This window comes from Enterobacter sp. UCD-UG_FMILLET, assembly GCF_000762975.1.
Taxonomy (GTDB): Bacteria; Pseudomonadota; Gammaproteobacteria; order Enterobacterales; family Enterobacteriaceae; genus Enterobacter; species Enterobacter dykesii.
In genome coordinates this window covers 24,592-40,759 of record NZ_JRJC01000035.1, presented here as the reverse complement: position 1 = coordinate 40,759, position 16,168 = coordinate 24,592, and the positions used below count along the sequence as shown (strand labels likewise).

The following is a 16,168-nucleotide window of genomic DNA, read 5'->3' as shown; positions in this document are numbered from 1 at the left end:
AATGACGGAACACGACAAATCCTCCGCCGTGGTTGAAGAGACCAGGGAGACTGTGGAAACGACGCCACAGCCAGAGACGACAGAGAAAACCGCTGAGAAGAAAAACGGCAGCAACAAAACGAGCCTCGCGCTGAGCGCGATTGCCATCGCCATTGCGCTGGCAGCAGGGGTTGGCCTGTACGGTCTGGTGAAGCAACAGGGCGCTAACCAGACGTCCACCAGCGATGCGCTGGTGAATCAGCTCACTGCCCTGCAAAAAGCGCAGGAGACGCAGAAAACCGAGCTGGAAACGGTGATTAAGCAGCAGGCCGCCGCGCTTGCCGAGGCGAACAGCAAACAGGAAGAGCTGACTAAACAGCTGGGCGAAGTGCAGCAGAAAGTCGCCACGATTTCCGGCACCGATGCCAAAACCTGGCTGCTCTCGCAGGCTGACTTCCTGGTGAAGCTCGCCGGACGTAAGCTCTGGAGCGATCAGGACGTCACCACTGCCGCCGCGCTGCTGAAAAGCGCCGATGCGAGCCTGGCAGACATGAACGACCCGAGCCTTATCACCGCGCGTCGCGCGATCACCGAAGACATCGCCAGTCTCTCCGCCGTCTCGCAGGTGGATTACGACGGCATTATCCTCAAGGTGAACCAGCTGTCGAATCAGATTGATAACCTGCAGCTGGCGGATAACAACGACGACGACTCCCCGATGGATTCCGACGGTACCGAGCTTTCCAGCTCCCTGAGCGAATGGCGCATAAACCTGCAGAAAAGCTGGCAGAACTTTATGGACAGCTTCATCACTATCCGCCGTCGCGACGAAACCGCCGTGCCGCTGCTGGCACCGAACCAGGATATCTATCTGCGCGAGAACATTCGTTCCCGCCTGCTGGTGGCGGCTCAGGCCGTGCCGCGTCATCAGGAAGAGACCTACAAACAGGCGCTGGATAACGTCTCGACGTGGGTACGCGCCTACTACAACACCGATGATGCGACGACCACCGCCTTCCTCGAAGACATTGATAAGCTGAGCCAGCAGAACATCACCATGAACGTTCCGGATAAGCTGGCCAGCCAGCCGATTCTGGAGAAGCTGATGCAGACGCGCGTGCGTAACCTGCTGGCGCAGCCGGGCGTGCCGGCAGAGCCGTCGGGCGTAGCGGCACCAGCTCCGGCACAAGCTCCGGCTCCGGCGCCTGAAAGCGCACCACAAGGAGAGTAATGATGCTAAAAGTTCTCTTACTCTTCATCCTGCTGATCGCCGGGATCGTGCTGGGGCCCATGCTTGCGGGTCATCAGGGTTACGTCCTGATCCAGACGGATAACTACAACATTGAAACCAGCGTAACCGGCCTGACGATCATTCTGATCCTCGGCGTGGTGGTGCTGTTTGCGATCGAGTGGATCCTGCGCCGTATTTTCCGCACCGGTGCCCACACGCGCGGCTGGTTCGTTGGCCGTAAACGCCGCCGCGCCCGCAAGCAGACCGAACAGGCGCTGCTTAAGCTTGCCGAGGGTGACTATCAGCAGGTTGAAAAGCTGATGTCGAAAAACGCAGACCATGCCGAACAGCCGGTGGTGAATTATCTGCTCGCTGCCGAAGCGGCGCAGCAGCGCGGTGACGAAGCCCGCGCCAATCAGCATCTGGAGCGGGCGGCTGAGCTGGCTCACGGCGACCCGATTCCGGTAGAAATTACGCGCGTTCGTCTGCAGCTTGCACGTAATGAGAATCACGCGGCGCGTCACGGTATCGATCGCCTGCTGGAAGTTGCGCCACGTCATCCGGAAGTGCTGCGTCTTGCCGAGCAGGCGTATATTCGTACCGGCGCCTGGGGTTCGCTGCTGGACATCATTCCGTCGATGGCGAAGGCCGAGGTGGGCGACGATGAACATCGTGATGAACTTCAGCGTCTGGCATGGATTGGCCTGATGGATCAGGCGCGCGCCGACCTGGGCAGCGACGGTCTGAAAACGTGGTGGAAGAATCAGAGCCGTAAGACGCGCCAGCAGGTTCCTCTGCAGGTCGCCATGGCGGAACATCTTATTGAATGTGACGATCATGACACGGCTCAGGAGATCCTCCTCGACGGCCTGAAGCGCCAGTATGACGATCGTCTGGTGATGGTGATCCCACGCCTGAAAACCAATAATCCAGAGCAAATCGAAAAAGTGCTACGTCAGCAGATTAAAACCGTCGGTGACCGCCCGCTGCTGTGGAGCACGCTCGGTCAGTCGCTGATGAAGCACGGCGAATGGCAGGAGGCGAGCCTCGCCTTCCGCGCGGCGCTGAAGCAGCGTCCGGACGCATTTGACTACGCCTGGCTTGCCGATACGCTGGACAAGCAGCATAAGCCGGAAGAGGCGGCCGCCATGCGTCGTGATGGGTTGCTGTTAACGCTGAAAAATAACGGTACGCAGCAGTAAATAAAAAGGGGGCCAGAGGGCCTCCTTTTTTTATCGCCCTTCTCCTGCTACATTCTTTTCACCCACATCCGCAAACGAATCCGCCAATGTAACGATGTCTTTTCATTAACCTTTTTTCACACACGCGCACATTTTGCAGCGTGGACTAAATCGTTTTTGAAAGGAAATCTCCATGAACTCGCTTTTGTATGCGCTTATTCAGGCGCTGCGCTGCCACCGCTGGCTGCGCCTGCTTGCCTGTGCTTTTATCTTTTCTTCACTGGGGAATGGTTTAACTCAGGTTGTAGTCTTCGGTTTGCTGCTAGCGTGGTCAGCCCCGCCCGCTCTGCTCACTCTCGCTTTTCTTTTCGCTACGGTCCCAGGATTCATCGGCAGTATCTTCGGCGAAAAGCTGTGCTCGCGCTTTTCACCGATATCCCTGCTGATACTGACCGAGGGGCTGGGCCTGCTCGCCCTGCTCTTTCCCCTGTTTGGCGTGGGTTACCACAGCGTTGCCGCATTGCTCGCCGTACAATCCACCGAGGCGCTGCTCAGCGGGATGAGCTGGCCCGCGCTGACATTGCTCTTTAAGCGCGGACTTAGCGAAGCGGAGTTGCCCGCTGCAACCTGTCTGGAAAATGTGATTTTTGCTTCTCAGGTGTTGTTAGGGACCGGCCTGGGCGTGGTGCTGTTTCAGAAGACATCTGTGTTTACCCTGCTGGCCATTGATGCCGCCAGCTTTTTTGGGTCACTGTTACTGCTATGGCTGGCTGGGCGCCGGTTTTCTCCAGCACCACATCCCACTGCTTTGGAAAGGGGAGCTTCTGCAACATTACGCTGGCAGGCGTTGACCGTTCGGCAAAAACGCAGCCTGCTCATCCTGCCGGCGCTGGCCGCCGTCGGGTCACCGGCGATGGCGCTGCTTCCGGCACTGGCGCAGCAGCTTCGTCCTCAGGATGCGGCGGGCCTTGCTTTGCCTCTGCTTTTTGCGAGGAGTCTGGGGCAGCTTTGTGGCCCCCTGCTGCTAAAAAAAGAGAGCATGACGCGCATCGCGGCCTACACGCCGCGAATAATCGTTTGCCTGAGCATCTTTCTGGCCGCTTATGGCATGCTGCCGTTTTTGTCCGGGTGGACGTTATGCGCGCTGGGGATGATCTTTATCGCGCATCTGGCCTCAAATATTCTCTTCGCAGCGGGCACGTTTGGCGTACTCAGCAGTTTTCCTATCACGCAAACCGCTTCGGCCAGCGGTAAAGCCTGGCGCTGGCAAACGCTCAGCGCCTCTCTTTTCACCGGCATTGCAGCGGCGGTGGCTTCAGGGTTTGGCTCAGTACAGGCGCTCTATGCTGTCTCTGCATCGGCCCTGCTGATGGTTGCCCTGATCATGCGCCTGTATCGGGAATAAGGCATAAAAAAACGCCTGCTATAAAAGCAGGCGTTAAAACAGGTCTGTAAGACAACATATTTGGTGCTTCACTCAACGTTGTGTCCATGGTGTCTGATGAGGCCGAAGCGACATCTGTCAGTGGACGATAAGCACCGTAAATGGCTCTGCGTCATTCCTGAGTTTATGAGGCACTAAGGCGAACATAAGAGATGGAATGAGCATCTACACGTATATTATTGCACGTAACGTGCCAACATGACACCCAGATCTTTTACATAACGCAACATTTTAAGATAAAAGGAAATTATGCTGCTATGCGCCGTCTTAGGCTCTACAACATATCGGTAAAAGGCGGGAATATGTCGCCAGGAGGAGACAGCAAAACCCATAAATAGTTATTTATTTAATTTTCAATGAGTTGCATGTCGCTGGATTGCGACAAAGAAAAAGGGCGCTGTCGGGGCATGACTACAGGGGTGAGAAGCCGCAGAAAACAAAAAACCCCGCCGAAGCGGGGTTCAAAATTGGTCGGCGAGAGAGGATTCGAACCTCCGACCCACTGGTCCCAAACCAGTTGCGCTACCAAGCTGCGCTACTCGCCGATGTACTGCTTTTTGAATTTTTAGTTCAATTCATTTAAAAAGTCGTGGTGCGAGGGGGGGGACTCGAACCCCCACATCCAAAGGACACTAACACCTGAAGCTAGCGCGTCTACCAATTCCGCCACCTTCGCAATTCACAACTCTTTCAAATAATGGGGTGGCTAATGGGATTCGAACCCACGACAACTGGAATCACAATCCAGGGCTCTACCAACTGAGCTATAGCCACCACTGTATTCTTTCACGCGGTACTGACTACTTCTCAGACCACCGCAGCTCCAGCACCGGGTTAATGGTGCGCCCGACAGGATTCGAACCTGAGACCTCTGCCTCCGGAGGGCAGCGCTCTATCCAGCTGAGCTACGGGCGCTTAGCGCCGTTGCGGGGCTGGATATTACGTACCTCCGTCCCCGCTGTCTAGTGCTTTTTTGAAAAAAATGCGCGTTTGGTTATGGTTTGCACATTTTGCCGCTTATTCCTCCACTTTATGCGTGGTGGCGCGGCGACCCAGGCCAAAAAGCTTATATGCGGCCGTCACAGCCGCCAGGAAGATCATCCCGACAAACAGCGACATGCGGGTATCTTCATTAAAGTACATGCCGATTAATACGCAAATCAGGAACGCCATCGTCAAATAGTTCGCATAGGGGAACAGAATTGAGCGGAACGGATGGCTTTCGATCGCTTTTTTATGCGCATGGCGGAAACGTAGCTGGCTGATGAGGATAACGAACCACGGCACCATGCCCGGCAGTACGCTGGCGCTGTAGACGTAAACGAATACGCGCTGCGGGTTAGGAATGATGTAATTCAGGCAAGAGCCAATCAGCAGGATTACAATGGAGACAGCCACACCCGCCACCGGTACGCCGGCACGTGAGACTTTACTCATCGCCGCAGGCAGCTGGTTATTCTTCGAAAGCGCATAGAGCATACGCCCGCAGCTGTACATCCCGCTGTTACAGCCTGACAGCGCTGCCGTCAGGACCACAAAGTTGATGATACCCGCCGCCGCCGTGATACCAATTTTGGCGAAGGTTAATACAAACGGGCTACCCGTCGTGCCAATTTCGTTCCACGGGAAGATGGTCACGATGACGAAGATCGCTCCCACATAGAAAATCAGGATGCGCCACAGCACTTTGCCCACCGCGCTACGCAGCGTGACCTGCGGGTTTTTCGCTTCACCGGCGGTAATACCGATCAGCTCCACGCCCTGATACGAGGCCACAACGATACACAGCGCCGTCAGGAAGCCCTTCCAGCCGCCGGCGAAGAAGCCGCCGTTTTCGGTCAGGTTGCCAAAGCCGATAGCGTGCCCACCGTTGCCAAAGCCGAAGAAAATCACGCCCAGGCCGACGACAATCATCACGATGATCGTGGTGACTTTGATCATTGCGAACCAGAACTCAATTTCACCGTAAAGGCGCACGGCTGCCAGGTTTGCCAGCGCCACCAGCCCCACGGCAATGAGCGCGGGTATCCACTGGACCATGTCCGGGAACCAGAACTGGACGTAGACCCCTATCGCGGTGATCTCTGAGATGCCCACCGCCATCCACATAAACCAGTATGACCAGGCCGTCAGGTAGCCGAAGAAGGGGCTCATATAGCGATGCGCGTAAACGGCGAAAGAGCCGGTTACCGGCTCCAGGAAGAGCATTTCGCCCATGGAACGCATAATGAAGAAAACAAACAGCCCGGCGATAATGTACGCCAGTAATACGGAAGGGCCTGCCCATTTGAGCGTGCTTGCGGAGCCCATAAACAGGCCCACGCCGATAGTGCCGCCCAGCGCTATCAGTTCAATATGACGAGCTTCCAGCCCACGCTGTAGCTCCGGTTGTTTCTCTGCCATAGATCCTCGATTGTGTTTGCTGTTTCCCGGCTTAATACCGGGTATTGTTTTTTAGGGGTACTAAAATACGGAGCGAATGGTTTCCTAAAATCTGCCAAATGGCAAACGATGCATTAAAAAAATGAATGCATTGCACAGATTATCAGCAGTTTTGCAGGCGAGTTGCAGCGCGAATAGCATATCGCGCTACATTTTGATTACATTTTCCCGGTGTAATGCCAGCCGAGGTAGCGAAGCAGACGGATCTGTCGTTTAATGCGCGTCGGTTGCGATAGCAGGCGGTACAGCCACTCCAGCCCCAAATTTTGCCAGACCTTAGGCGCACGCTTAACGTGGCCGGTAAAGACGTCGTACGTGCCGCCGACGCCCATGTAAAGGGCATCAGGACAGACCAGACGGCAGTCACGCATCAGGATCTCCTGGCGCGGGGAGCCCATCGCCACGGTGACAATTTTCGCCCCGCTGTCACGAACGCGCTCAAACAGAGCCTGTCGATCTTCCGGTTTGAAGTAACCATCCTGGCTGCCAACAATATTAACATTCCATTGACGACGCAGTTTCTCCTCCGTCTGGGCCAGTATCTCCGGCTTTCCGCCAATCAGGAACACGGGCGTACCCTGCGCACCGGCGCGGGCCATAAGCTGCTCCCAGAGATCGGCCCCCGCCACGCGGGATACATTAGCGTCAGGATACTTTTTACGGATAGAGCGGACCACGCTGATCCCGTCCGCGTATTTAAATTCAGCCGCTTCAATCAGGCTTTTGACTTCCGCATTATCCTCAACCGCCAGCATTTTTTCCGCGTTGATGGCCACCAGCGTACCGGATTTCATCTTGCCGTCGGCGAACAGAAAGTCCAGCGCGTGCTGCATGTCGCGCCAGCCAATAAGCTGCAGGCCACGTAGCGCATAGCGCGGTGCAGAAATATTATCAGTCATTACTATCCTTACTCAGACTTGCGACAGCGTTGTGCTGCCCTGCCGCTCGCGCTTGTGCACGAGCCCTGCGCTGTCAAACAGCCAGTACAACAGTTTGGCGAGCAACAGGCAGAGGCCGAAAACGACCATGAAGAACACCACGCGCGACACGAACGAGTCCAGCCCTTCGCGCGCCAGAACGATCATATTGAAAATGGCACCAAAGCAGAAACTGTGCAAAATGGCGGCTTTATAGCGGTTGGTCTCTTCGTTGCCGCGCAGATAAAGCCAGTCAAACCACTTGATAATCAGCCCAACGGCAACTGCACCGGGCAGAATGAACCACGCGCCCCCCATCACCACCAGGGAACCAATCAGCGTCGGCGAGATTGCCAGACCGGAATGGTTGTTCAGCACTTCCCAGGTAAAGTAATTTGCCGTGTTAAGCACCACGCCAGGCCGGTCAGGCCATAGCCAGGAAGGGATAAAGACGTAGAAGTCGCGAACAATCGGCGCCAGCCCCTGGAAATCAATCTTGTCGTAGTTTTGCAGCAGCAATGCCAGGTTTTCCCACGGCGAGAAGGTATCGCGCGTCAGGTAGAGGAACGTGTAAAACGCCTCATCGCCCGCCACGTTCATCCCGTAGCGCTTCAGCGCCAGCCAGAACATCCCGACAATGCCAAACACGCCTGCCGCAACCAGCATCCACAGCGAGATCCAGCCGCGGATGATGCCGATAAACAGGAAGATGGCGAAGGCGATGATAATGTTCGCGCGCGTGCCGCCCACAATCATGTAGGTCAGAATGCCAAACGCGACGGTACTGACCAGGAAAAACAGCCACGCTTTGCTGTCCTGGCGCAGAAAAAAGACCACCAGCATCGCCGGGATGAAGAAGTAGAAGAAACGCTTAAGCGCCACGCCCGAGACTTCGGCCGAAAAAATCTGGCTGTAGGAGTGGAGCTTAAACAGCAGAAAGCCGTTATGCATGAAGAAGATACCGACGCTGACCAGGGCGATGGTCATCAGCATCACCCACGTCAGGTGGGTTTCCACCCGATTCATAGTAAAAAGCGGCCGACGCGGGACAGCAGCCTGCGCTGAACGCAGACGCGTTTTATAGGTGACGTAGTAGACCGCATAGAAGCAGGTTGCCGCCAGAAGCGCCTGGAGCAGGATTTCCGGCGGCGCGACGCTCACGTCAAAACGGAAGACCAGAATGCTGGTGAGCGGGAAGCCGAAAAAGAAGGTCAGCAGAAACAATAACGAGAAGAAGACGTTAAAGTTGAAGCGCACCCGACGGAATTCAAACCAGGTGAGCGTGGCGATAAACAGGGCGCTCAGAAGCCAGACAACCAGTAAGCCGCTGAATTGCAACTGACTCATGCTTTGTCTCCTGAAGCGATACGCAGCGCGCGGTGCCACGGCGTGAGGTAGTTCGGGCTGAAAAAATCGATGCTATTTTTATCCACCAACGTGAGCTGGCGTTGGGCTTCCCGTACCACCTCAACATTCAGCGTGTCTGAGGTAAACAGCACCGGAATATGCTGCTCGGCCATGTCCTGCCAGAACGGGTTGTCGCGGTTGAGCACGCACGGTACACCCGCCTGAATCAGCAGACACAGCGTGCCGATTCCCTGCTGTCTGGCAAAGATGAAATAGCCAAGATCGCATTTTCTCAGCAGCGCAAGATAGTCATCAAATTCCAACTTATTGCTGAGAATGTGCAGATTTTCTGCACTAAATAGCGCAAGTCCCTGCTGGCGAACCTCAGCAATATAGGCGTCGTTGTTGGCGGGATAGCCCATCGGCACCACCACGTTCACCGTGTCGCCAAACTGCTGATGCACAGCCCTGAGCGCTGCGACGTGTTCGTTACTGCGATCGCCGGAATTCCCCACCAGGATCGTCAGCTTGCCTTCACGCACCGCGTCATTCGCCATGGCGTTCAGGGCCGGATCCATGCGGGTTGGGAAATAGAGCAGTTCTCCGCGCACGTTCGGATGCTGTTTAGCAAAATAGTTGAGATCGCCACGGGTGGCAAACACACAGCCCACGCGCCCCTGCGCCATGCGGCGCAGCGGATAGAAAAGACGGAATTTCCAGCCGCGGGAGACTTCGTAGAGATCGGCTCCCCAGATATGCCAGCTGCACTGGGAGGGTTTAATCCCCCCGCTGAGCAGCGCCAGCCACAGGCCGGTATTGAACTGCCCGTGGAAAAAGAAACGTTGCTTACGATCCGCTTTGGCTCTGGCAACGACCGCCTTCGCCAGCGCGGCCTTATCCGGCCAGAAGCGAATCGTCAGCGCCGGAAACGCCTCGCTCAGGCCCTTATCCTGACCTGCAACCATAAACTCACGCGCATCAGGATTACCCGATGCCAGCTCGTCGTTGAAGAACCGCAAAACGGTCTGGTTATGGTGTGGGATATCCGATCCCAGGATGTGAATCAGTGCAGTCATGCGCGTTTACGCCACAATAAAAATACGCCGCAACAGGCGGCGAAATAAACGATATAGGTTGCCATATAGGCCTGAGCCGCCCCCAGCGCACCGTGCGCGGGTATCAGCCAGTGTGAAAATGCTGTCAGTAACGCAAACTGGCTAATTTCCGCCAGGATATACAGCCGCAGGGACGCTTTTGCGATCACCAGATAGCCGAAAACGTAAGCACCCACTTTCAGCACATCACCCACCAGTTGCCAGGCAAAGAGATCGCGCATGGCGGTGAACTTCGCCGAGAACAACAGCCAGATGGCGACATCGCGCAGTAACCAGACGGTAAAGCTGGCCGCCGCGACGGCCGGCAGCACAAAGCGCAGCGATCGGAAAATCTCACGGGTAATATCCTGTCTGGACGTCAGACGCGATAAGGTTGGCAGCAGGTAAACGCTAAAGGAAGCCGTAATAAACTGGAGATAAGCGTCGGAAATACTGCTTACGCCCTGCCAGATCCCCACTTCATCCCAGCTATAATGCGCCGCCAGCAGGTTTCGCATCATCACGTAGGCTACCGGCAGCGTGACGGAGGTGATGAGCGCCATCAGGGTAAATTTGCCCAGCTGGCTGGCAAGCATCGTGTCCCATTGCGGTTTCAGGTAGCTCAAAGGGATGACGCCCCGACGCATCAGCATCAATGCCGCAGGCACAACCACCAGCGCCGGGACCAGCGCAAGCCCCAGCAGCGCGCCTTCATAGCCGCCCAGGCGATAGCAGAAGTAATAGGCAATCACGCCGATGACGCTGCCCAGGATTAAGGCAAGCGCGTTTCCGGCGGCATCACGAAAACCTTTCATCAGCGCCAGCAGCAGGTTAGCCCAGGCAATGCCCATCTGAACCAACGCGACCAGACGCACCAGCCCCTGATAATGGGTATGCCCGAACAATCCCTGGCTGATGGGCGCCGCTGCCAGCAGAAAGACAATCGCCATCAGGGTCGAAAAACCCGTGACCATCGCCGAAGAGGTGCCCACCACCCTGCGCAGCTGAGCCGCATCATCCTGATACTGCGCAACGTATTTGGTGACGCCGTTGAAGATACCGGCACCGGCCAGCACCCCAAGAACGGTGACAAGCTGGCGGAAATTACCCGCCAGCCCCACGCCAGAGGGGCCAAATGAGACGGCTAACAGCTTGACGACCAGCAGCCCGGCGCCAATTTTTACAAGCGTGGACGCGGCGGTCCACACCGATGCTTTTGCCAGAGACATATCAGCCGAAATAACTCAGAAGGGTATTAATCACCGTACGCTGGTTAACAGGCGCGAGGTTGTAGAACAGTGGCAGGCGAAGCAAACGCTCACTTTCTTTCGTGGTGTAACGATCTTCACCCGCGAACGTGCCAAACGCTTCGCCGGCCGGGCTGGAGTGCAGCGGGATATAGTGGAACACCGCCATAATTTCGGCCTCTTTCAGCCAGGCGATAAGCGCGCTGCGATCGTCGTTATCGCGCAGCTTGATGTAGAACATATGCGCGTTGTGGACGCAATCCGCCGGGATGGTCGGCAGCTCAATACGCCCGGCTTTGGCCAGAGGCTCAAGCGCATCGTAATACGTTTGCCACAGGGAAAGACGCTGAAGGTTGATACGTTCCGCCGCTTCCAGCTGCGCCCACAGGTACGCCGCCTGCAGATCCGCCATCAGATAGCTGGAGCCGATATCGCGCCAGGTGTATTTGTCTACCTGACCCCGGAAGAACTGGCTGCGGTTGGTGCCTTTTTCGCGGATAACTTCCGCACGCTCCACGAGAGCCCGGTCGTTAATCAGCGTCGCGCCACCTTCTCCGCCCGCCGTGTAGTTTTTGGTTTCGTGGAAGCTAAAGCAGCCGATGTGGCCAATAGTGCCCAGCGCGCGTCCCTTGTAGGTGGACATCACGCCCTGCGCGGCATCTTCCACCACGAACAGATTATGTTTTTTGGCGATGGCCATGATGGTGTCCATTTCACAGGCCACGCCCGCGTAGTGAACCGGCACGATCGCGCGCGTTTTGTCAGTGATCGCCGCTTCAATCAGCGTCTCATCAATGTTCATGGTATCCGGGCGGATATCCACAAAGACGATTTTCGCTCCGCGCAGGACAAAGGCGTTCGCCGTGGAAACGAAGGTATAGCTCGGCATAATCACTTCATCACCGGGCTGGATATCCAGCAACAGTGCCGCCATTTCCAGCGATGCCGTACAGGACGGGGTCAGCAGCACTTTGGCGCTGCGAAAACGCTGTTCCATCCACTGCTGACAGCGACGGGTAAAACCGCCGTCACCACAGAGTTTGCCGCTGCCCATGGCAGACTGCATATAGTCGAGTTCAGTTCCGACAACGGGTGGTGCGTTAAATGGAATCATCTTGTCACCTGTATAACCAGTAGGCGGTGGCGTCGATGTTGGCACCACTCGCAATATAACGTTTAAGCGCGGCGGTGTTGCCCAGTTGGGTCGCGACCCGCAGCGTCACAAGCTGTTGCTGCTGAGCCCAGTGCAGCGCCGCCTGCATGAGTTTTTCACCCATGCCGCGCCCGGCTAATAAGCCGATACGCGCCTCGCGCTCGTTGAGCTTACGCAGCGAGACGAACCCCTGGATTTGACCGTCCCCTGCACGGAAAACCAGGCAGACGTGGTCAAATGTGCCTTTGACCGCATTCTCTATCCACTGGGCATAGAAACGTCCGCTATCGTCAGGTGCATACCAGGGCGCACGAAAGCGACTCTGTGCAAATGCCTGGGCCGCCATCTGACGCAGCACGGGGATGTCCAGTTCGTTTGCAATTTCCGCGCCGGATGCATCGTGCCGGGTAAGGGTAATGGAAAGGTCTACCTCACCTTCAACCAGCTGAAAGCCGTGTTGCTGGAGCGCGTCAAGCAGATCGGCGCGCTCCGCCGGGATCTTAGCCTGCACCCGTTGCCAGGCGATAAAATCCGGTTCAGCCAGCACCGGCGCGTCATCGCTCAGACGCACGATGGCCGACGGCAGGCCGAAAAAGGCACTCTCCCACTGCAGGGACTCGAGCACCCCATTCAGACTGTTCAACGCCAGACACCTTTGGTATCAACAATATACTGCTGACGAACGGCATCGCCGGACGTCGCTTTAAACTCTTTATGATCCACCAGCAGCACCAGCACGTCCGCCGTCGCCAGCGCGTCGTCCAGCGCCGTTAGCGTGCAGTGCCCCGCCAGTTTTGCCGGCAATTCATGGATATTCGGCTCAACCACCAGCGTTTCACCCTTGTGCCATTCGGCAATCATCTCGGCAATTTCCATCGCCGGGCTTTCACGCAGATCGTCAATATTGGGTTTGAATGCCAGACCAAAGCAGGCAATTTTCAGCTCGCTGGCGCGCTTGCCGCTCTCTGCCAGGCAATCCGCTACCGTCGCTTTAACCTGATTGAGCACCCAGTGAGGCTTGCTGTCGTTCACTTCACGCGCGGTGCGAATCAGACGCGCCTGCGCCGGATTTTGCGCCACGATAAACCACGGATCGACGGCGATACAGTGTCCGCCCACGCCCGGGCCTGGCTGGAGAATGTTCACGCGCGGATGGCGATTCGCCAGACTAATCAGCTCCCAGACGTTAATCCCCTGATCGGCACAGATCAGCGACAGTTCGTTCGCAAAGGCGATATTGACGTCGCGGAAGCTGTTTTCCGTCAGCTTGCACATCTCGGCTGTGCGGGAGTTGGTCACCACGCACTCACCTTCCAGGAAAATCTTATACAGCGCGCTGGCACGCTCGGAACAGACGGGCGTCATACCGCCAATGACGCGGTCGTTTTTAATCAGTTCGACCATCACCTGGCCCGGCAGCACGCGCTCCGGACAGTAGGCGATGTTAATATCCGCCTGCTCACCCGCCTGCGGCGGGAAGCTTAAATCAGGGCGCGCGTCGGCCAGCCACTGTGCCATCTGCTCGGTAGCGCCGACCGGAGAGGTTGATTCCAGGATCACCAGCGCCCCTTTCTTCAGCACAGGCGCGATGGATTTTGCCGCCGCCTCGACGAACGCCATGTCGGGCTCGTGGTCGCCTTTAAACGGGGTAGGGACGGCAATCAGGTAGGCATCCGCTTCAACTGGCGTCGTGCTGGCACGCAGGAAGCCCCCCTCCACCGCCTCTTTCACCACGCGGTCAAGATCGGGCTCCACAATATGAATCTCGCCACGGTTGATAGTTTCTACCGCCCGTGCGTTGATATCCACACCGACAACCTGTTTCTGACGAGAGGCAAACGCGGCCGCAGTAGGCAAGCCAATGTAGCCAAGACCGATGACAGAGATGGTAGTAAAACTCATAGCGATACCCGATTGTGTTTAAGTGCATGCAAAATACGGCCACAAGCCTGCCCATCTCCGTACGGATTATGGGCCCGGCTCATCGCCTGATACGCTTCATCGTCATGCAGCAGGCGCGTGACCTCTTCGACGATGAGCTGCGCGTTGGTGCCAACCAGACGCACCGTACCGGCTTTGACGGCTTCCGGACGTTCGGTCGTTTCACGCATCACCAGCACCGGTTTGCCAAGGGATGGTGCTTCTTCCTGAATGCCGCCGGAATCGGTGAGGATCAGCCAGGCGTGGTTCATCAGCCAGACAAACGGCATGTAGTCCTGAGGTTCAATCAGAAGGACATTTTCGACATGGCCCAGGATCCGGTTAACCGGCTCGCTGACGTTAGGGTTAAGGTGTACTGGATAGACAATTTGCACATCGTCATTCTGCGCGGCGATTTCAGCCAGCGCGTGACAGATTTGCTCAAAACCCCGGCCAAAGCTTTCGCGACGGTGGCCAGTAACCAGAATGGTTTTTTTGCCGTTGTGGAGAAACGGATAGCGGGCAGCGAGCTCTTTCTTGAGATCGTCGTTTGCGAGGACGCGGTCACGTACCCAAATTAACGCATCGATGACCGTATTGCCGGTCACAAAGATTTTGTTATCGGCGATATTTTCACGCAGCAGGTTCTGACGCGAGTTTTCAGTTGGCGCAAAGTGGTACATCGCCAGATGGCCCGTTAACGTGCGGTTGGCCTCCTCCGGCCACGGCGAATAAAGATTGCCGGTACGCAGACCCGCCTCAACATGCCCCACGGGAATTCGCTGGTAAAACGCGGCCAGGCTTGTCGCCACGGTAGTAGTGGTGTCACCGTGTACCAGCACGACGTCAGGCTTGAATGACTCCAGGATCGGCTTAAGCTCTTGCAGAATGCGACAGGTTATCTCCGTTAATCCTTGCCCCGGTTTCATAATATTAAGGTCATAATCCGGGACGATGGAGAAGAGCGTTAAAACCTGATCGAGCATCTCACGGTGCTGGGCAGTGACGCACACTTTCGCTTCAATATCGGGATCGCAGGCCAGCGCATGAACCAGAGGTGCCATCTTAATGGCCTCCGGCCTGGTGCCAAATACGGTTAGTACTTTCACATCGATTCTCTTCGATTAGGCGATGAAGGCCGCAGCCTTCATCGTAGACGGCGTTCTTAGTTTTTGCGACGACGCGTTAACGCCACGCCAGCGCCCGTCAGTGCGCCTACAATCCCCCACATAATCATCAGGAATGCACGACGCGGACTATCGCGTTTTACAGGTTCTTCAGGCGTTCGCAAATAACGATAGGTCTGAAAACGCGGGTCCAGGGACGGACCTACATTAAGCGTATTGAGCATCGCGCGATTTTGATCGTAATCGAGGTCAAAATCAGGCCCAACGGCTTTAAGGTTTTCCAGACGCGCCTGCAGCATAGGGCGACCAAGTAGGAACATTTCAGAGTCAGGCAGCTCATCGGCGGGCACGTCCGTCTCAGTACGGGAAATATTGTGCTGTTCCGCAATTTTCAGCGCCTGCTCAATGTTATGCACGCGGCGACCGAAAATGGTATTCGCCACCTCTTCCTGACGTTTCACCTGGGCTTTCATCTGGATGGTGCGGGCAGCCCAGGCGCCTTTAAGCTCTTCGTTAAGATGGCTTGCGGCACGCTGGCTGGCAAACGCGACGTACTGACGCAGCAGGTTGTTGGCATCCGGCGCGGTTTCTGCAATCAGCTTGACGCTGTCATTCACGTTACGCAGCGCGTCGCCCGGCATAAACTGAATATTGTTAATCAGATCGTCCAGCAGGGCGGCGTCGGCTTTTGTATTATCAACCCGGCGCTGCTTGTAGTAATCCGTCTGGGACCAGAAATCGCGTCGGGTATCCCACGAAGCCAGCTGCATCACAAACTCTTTATAGGCTTCATCCATAACGGAAGCCTGGTCTGGCGTTGCAAGACTGGCTTTAATATCCAGGTTACGCAGGAATTGCTGCTGGGAATAGTATCCCCCGAGCATGTTAACCGTTGGCTTGTCTGTAATTGCCGTGGCGCTCCACTCTTGTTTTGCAAAGAACGTATAGGCCAGCGCTAACAGTGCAAACCCCAGCGCGATCCCCGCAATCCAAAGTTTGCCTGCCCATAACACGCGAAACAAACCCCGAATATCCAGTTCATTCTCAGTTACCACTGATTTCGCTCCCGCCAACGGTTGAGTCATC

Annotated in this window: 13 protein-coding genes and 4 tRNA genes; 3 read left to right on the top strand and 14 right to left on the bottom strand. The window is 56.2% G+C overall.

Features of this window, described 5'->3' with window-relative positions:
• The first annotated feature begins 1 nt into the window (after position 1).
• The 3 genes from hemX to LA04_RS14860 all read left to right on the top strand — a co-directional run bounded on the left by hemX (position 2) and on the right by LA04_RS14860 (position 3,796).
• Entirely contained in the window at positions 2–1,210 is a 1,209-nt protein-coding gene (hemX, locus tag LA04_RS14870; protein WP_047652216.1) for a uroporphyrinogen-III C-methyltransferase, read from the top strand.
• Between the two features lie 2 nt (positions 1,211–1,212).
• Positions 1,213–2,412 (top strand): protoheme IX biogenesis protein HemY, encoded by a 1,200-nt coding sequence (hemY, locus tag LA04_RS14865; RefSeq protein ID WP_047652215.1) that lies wholly within the window; start codon positions 1,213–1,215, stop codon positions 2,410–2,412.
• A gap of 172 nt (positions 2,413–2,584) precedes the next feature.
• Positions 2,585–3,796, top strand: a complete 1,212-nt coding sequence (locus LA04_RS14860; protein ID WP_047652214.1) for an MFS transporter — start codon at positions 2,585–2,587, stop codon at positions 3,794–3,796.
• A gap of 507 nt (positions 3,797–4,303) precedes the next feature.
• On the opposite strand, the gene LA04_RS14855 is transcribed toward LA04_RS14860, so the two are convergent.
• The 14 genes from LA04_RS14855 to wzzE form a co-directional block, all read right to left on the bottom strand.
• A tRNA-Pro gene (locus tag LA04_RS14855) sits at positions 4,304–4,380 on the bottom strand.
• A gap of 45 nt (positions 4,381–4,425) precedes the next feature.
• A tRNA-Leu gene (locus LA04_RS14850) sits at positions 4,426–4,511 on the bottom strand.
• Between the two features lie 22 nt (positions 4,512–4,533).
• Positions 4,534–4,609 (bottom strand) — tRNA-His (locus LA04_RS14845).
• Positions 4,610–4,673: 64 nt separating this feature from the next.
• Positions 4,674–4,750, bottom strand: a tRNA-Arg gene (locus tag LA04_RS14840).
• 102 nt (positions 4,751–4,852) lie between these two features.
• Complete coding sequence (gene thrP / locus LA04_RS14835) at positions 4,853–6,238, bottom strand: bifunctional threonine/serine APC transporter ThrP (protein ID WP_047652213.1); 1,386 nt, start codon at positions 6,236–6,238, stop codon at positions 4,853–4,855.
• Positions 6,239–6,435: 197 nt separating this feature from the next.
• Complete coding sequence (wecG, locus tag LA04_RS14830) at positions 6,436–7,176, bottom strand: lipopolysaccharide N-acetylmannosaminouronosyltransferase (RefSeq protein WP_047652212.1); 741 nt, start codon at positions 7,174–7,176, stop codon at positions 6,436–6,438.
• A 12-nt stretch (positions 7,177–7,188) separates the two neighbouring features.
• Positions 7,189–8,541, bottom strand: a complete 1,353-nt coding sequence (gene wzyE, locus LA04_RS14825) for an ECA oligosaccharide polymerase (protein WP_033146908.1) — start codon at positions 8,539–8,541, stop codon at positions 7,189–7,191.
• Entirely contained in the window at positions 8,538–9,617 is a 1,080-nt protein-coding gene (locus tag LA04_RS14820; RefSeq protein ID WP_047652211.1) for a TDP-N-acetylfucosamine:lipid II N-acetylfucosaminyltransferase, read from the bottom strand. The genes wzyE and LA04_RS14820 overlap by 4 nt, the downstream gene beginning before the upstream one ends.
• Positions 9,614–10,864 carry a lipid III flippase WzxE gene (wzxE, locus tag LA04_RS14815; RefSeq protein ID WP_047652210.1) on the bottom strand — a complete coding sequence of 417 codons (1,251 nt, stop codon included), beginning with the start codon at positions 10,862–10,864 and terminating at the stop codon, positions 9,614–9,616. The genes LA04_RS14820 and wzxE overlap by 4 nt, the downstream gene beginning before the upstream one ends.
• A 1-nt stretch (position 10,865) precedes the next feature.
• Entirely contained in the window at positions 10,866–11,996 is a 1,131-nt protein-coding gene (gene rffA, locus LA04_RS14810; protein WP_047652209.1) for a dTDP-4-amino-4,6-dideoxygalactose transaminase, read from the bottom strand.
• A 4-nt stretch (positions 11,997–12,000) separates the two neighbouring features.
• A complete protein-coding gene (rffC, locus tag LA04_RS14805; protein ID WP_047652208.1) occupies positions 12,001–12,678 on the bottom strand; it encodes a dTDP-4-amino-4,6-dideoxy-D-galactose acyltransferase in 678 nt (225 codons plus the stop codon).
• Entirely contained in the window at positions 12,675–13,937 is a 1,263-nt protein-coding gene (wecC, locus tag LA04_RS14800) for a UDP-N-acetyl-D-mannosamine dehydrogenase (protein WP_047652207.1), read from the bottom strand. The genes rffC and wecC overlap by 4 nt, the downstream gene beginning before the upstream one ends.
• Positions 13,934–15,064, bottom strand: coding sequence for a non-hydrolyzing UDP-N-acetylglucosamine 2-epimerase (gene wecB / locus LA04_RS14795; RefSeq protein WP_047652206.1), 1,131 nt, complete (start codon positions 15,062–15,064; stop codon positions 13,934–13,936). Before wecB ends, wecC begins: the two co-directional genes overlap by 4 nt.
• Positions 15,065–15,120: 56 nt before the next feature.
• Positions 15,121–16,167 (bottom strand): ECA polysaccharide chain length modulation protein, encoded by a 1,047-nt coding sequence (gene wzzE, locus LA04_RS14790; RefSeq protein WP_047652205.1) that lies wholly within the window; start codon positions 16,165–16,167, stop codon positions 15,121–15,123.
• Position 16,168: the final 1 nt, after the last annotated feature.

Excerpts from the sequence above, each read along its gene's own strand:
- hemX (WP_047652216.1), top strand. The coding sequence starts at position 2 with ATGACGGAACACGACAAATCCTCCGCCGTGGTTGAAGAGACCAGGGAG.
- hemY (WP_047652215.1), top strand. The coding sequence starts at position 1,213 with ATGCTAAAAGTTCTCTTACTCTTCATCCTGCTGATCGCCGGGATCGTG.
- LA04_RS14860 (WP_047652214.1), top strand. The coding sequence starts at position 2,585 with ATGAACTCGCTTTTGTATGCGCTTATTCAGGCGCTGCGCTGCCACCGC.
- thrP (WP_047652213.1), bottom strand. The coding sequence starts at position 6,238 with ATGGCAGAGAAACAACCGGAGCTACAGCGTGGGCTGGAAGCTCGTCAT.
- wecG (WP_047652212.1), bottom strand. The coding sequence starts at position 7,176 with ATGACTGATAATATTTCTGCACCGCGCTATGCGCTACGTGGCCTGCAG.
- wzyE (WP_033146908.1), bottom strand. The coding sequence starts at position 8,541 with ATGAGTCAGTTGCAATTCAGCGGCTTACTGGTTGTCTGGCTTCTGAGC.
- LA04_RS14820 (WP_047652211.1), bottom strand. The coding sequence starts at position 9,617 with ATGACTGCACTGATTCACATCCTGGGATCGGATATCCCACACCATAAC.
- wzxE (WP_047652210.1), bottom strand. The coding sequence starts at position 10,864 with ATGTCTCTGGCAAAAGCATCGGTGTGGACCGCCGCGTCCACGCTTGTA.
- rffA (WP_047652209.1), bottom strand. The coding sequence starts at position 11,996 with ATGATTCCATTTAACGCACCACCCGTTGTCGGAACTGAACTCGACTAT.
- wecC (WP_047652207.1), bottom strand. The coding sequence starts at position 13,937 with ATGAGTTTTACTACCATCTCTGTCATCGGTCTTGGCTACATTGGCTTG.
- wzzE (WP_047652205.1), bottom strand. The coding sequence starts at position 16,167 with ATGACTCAACCGTTGGCGGGAGCGAAATCAGTGGTAACTGAGAATGAA.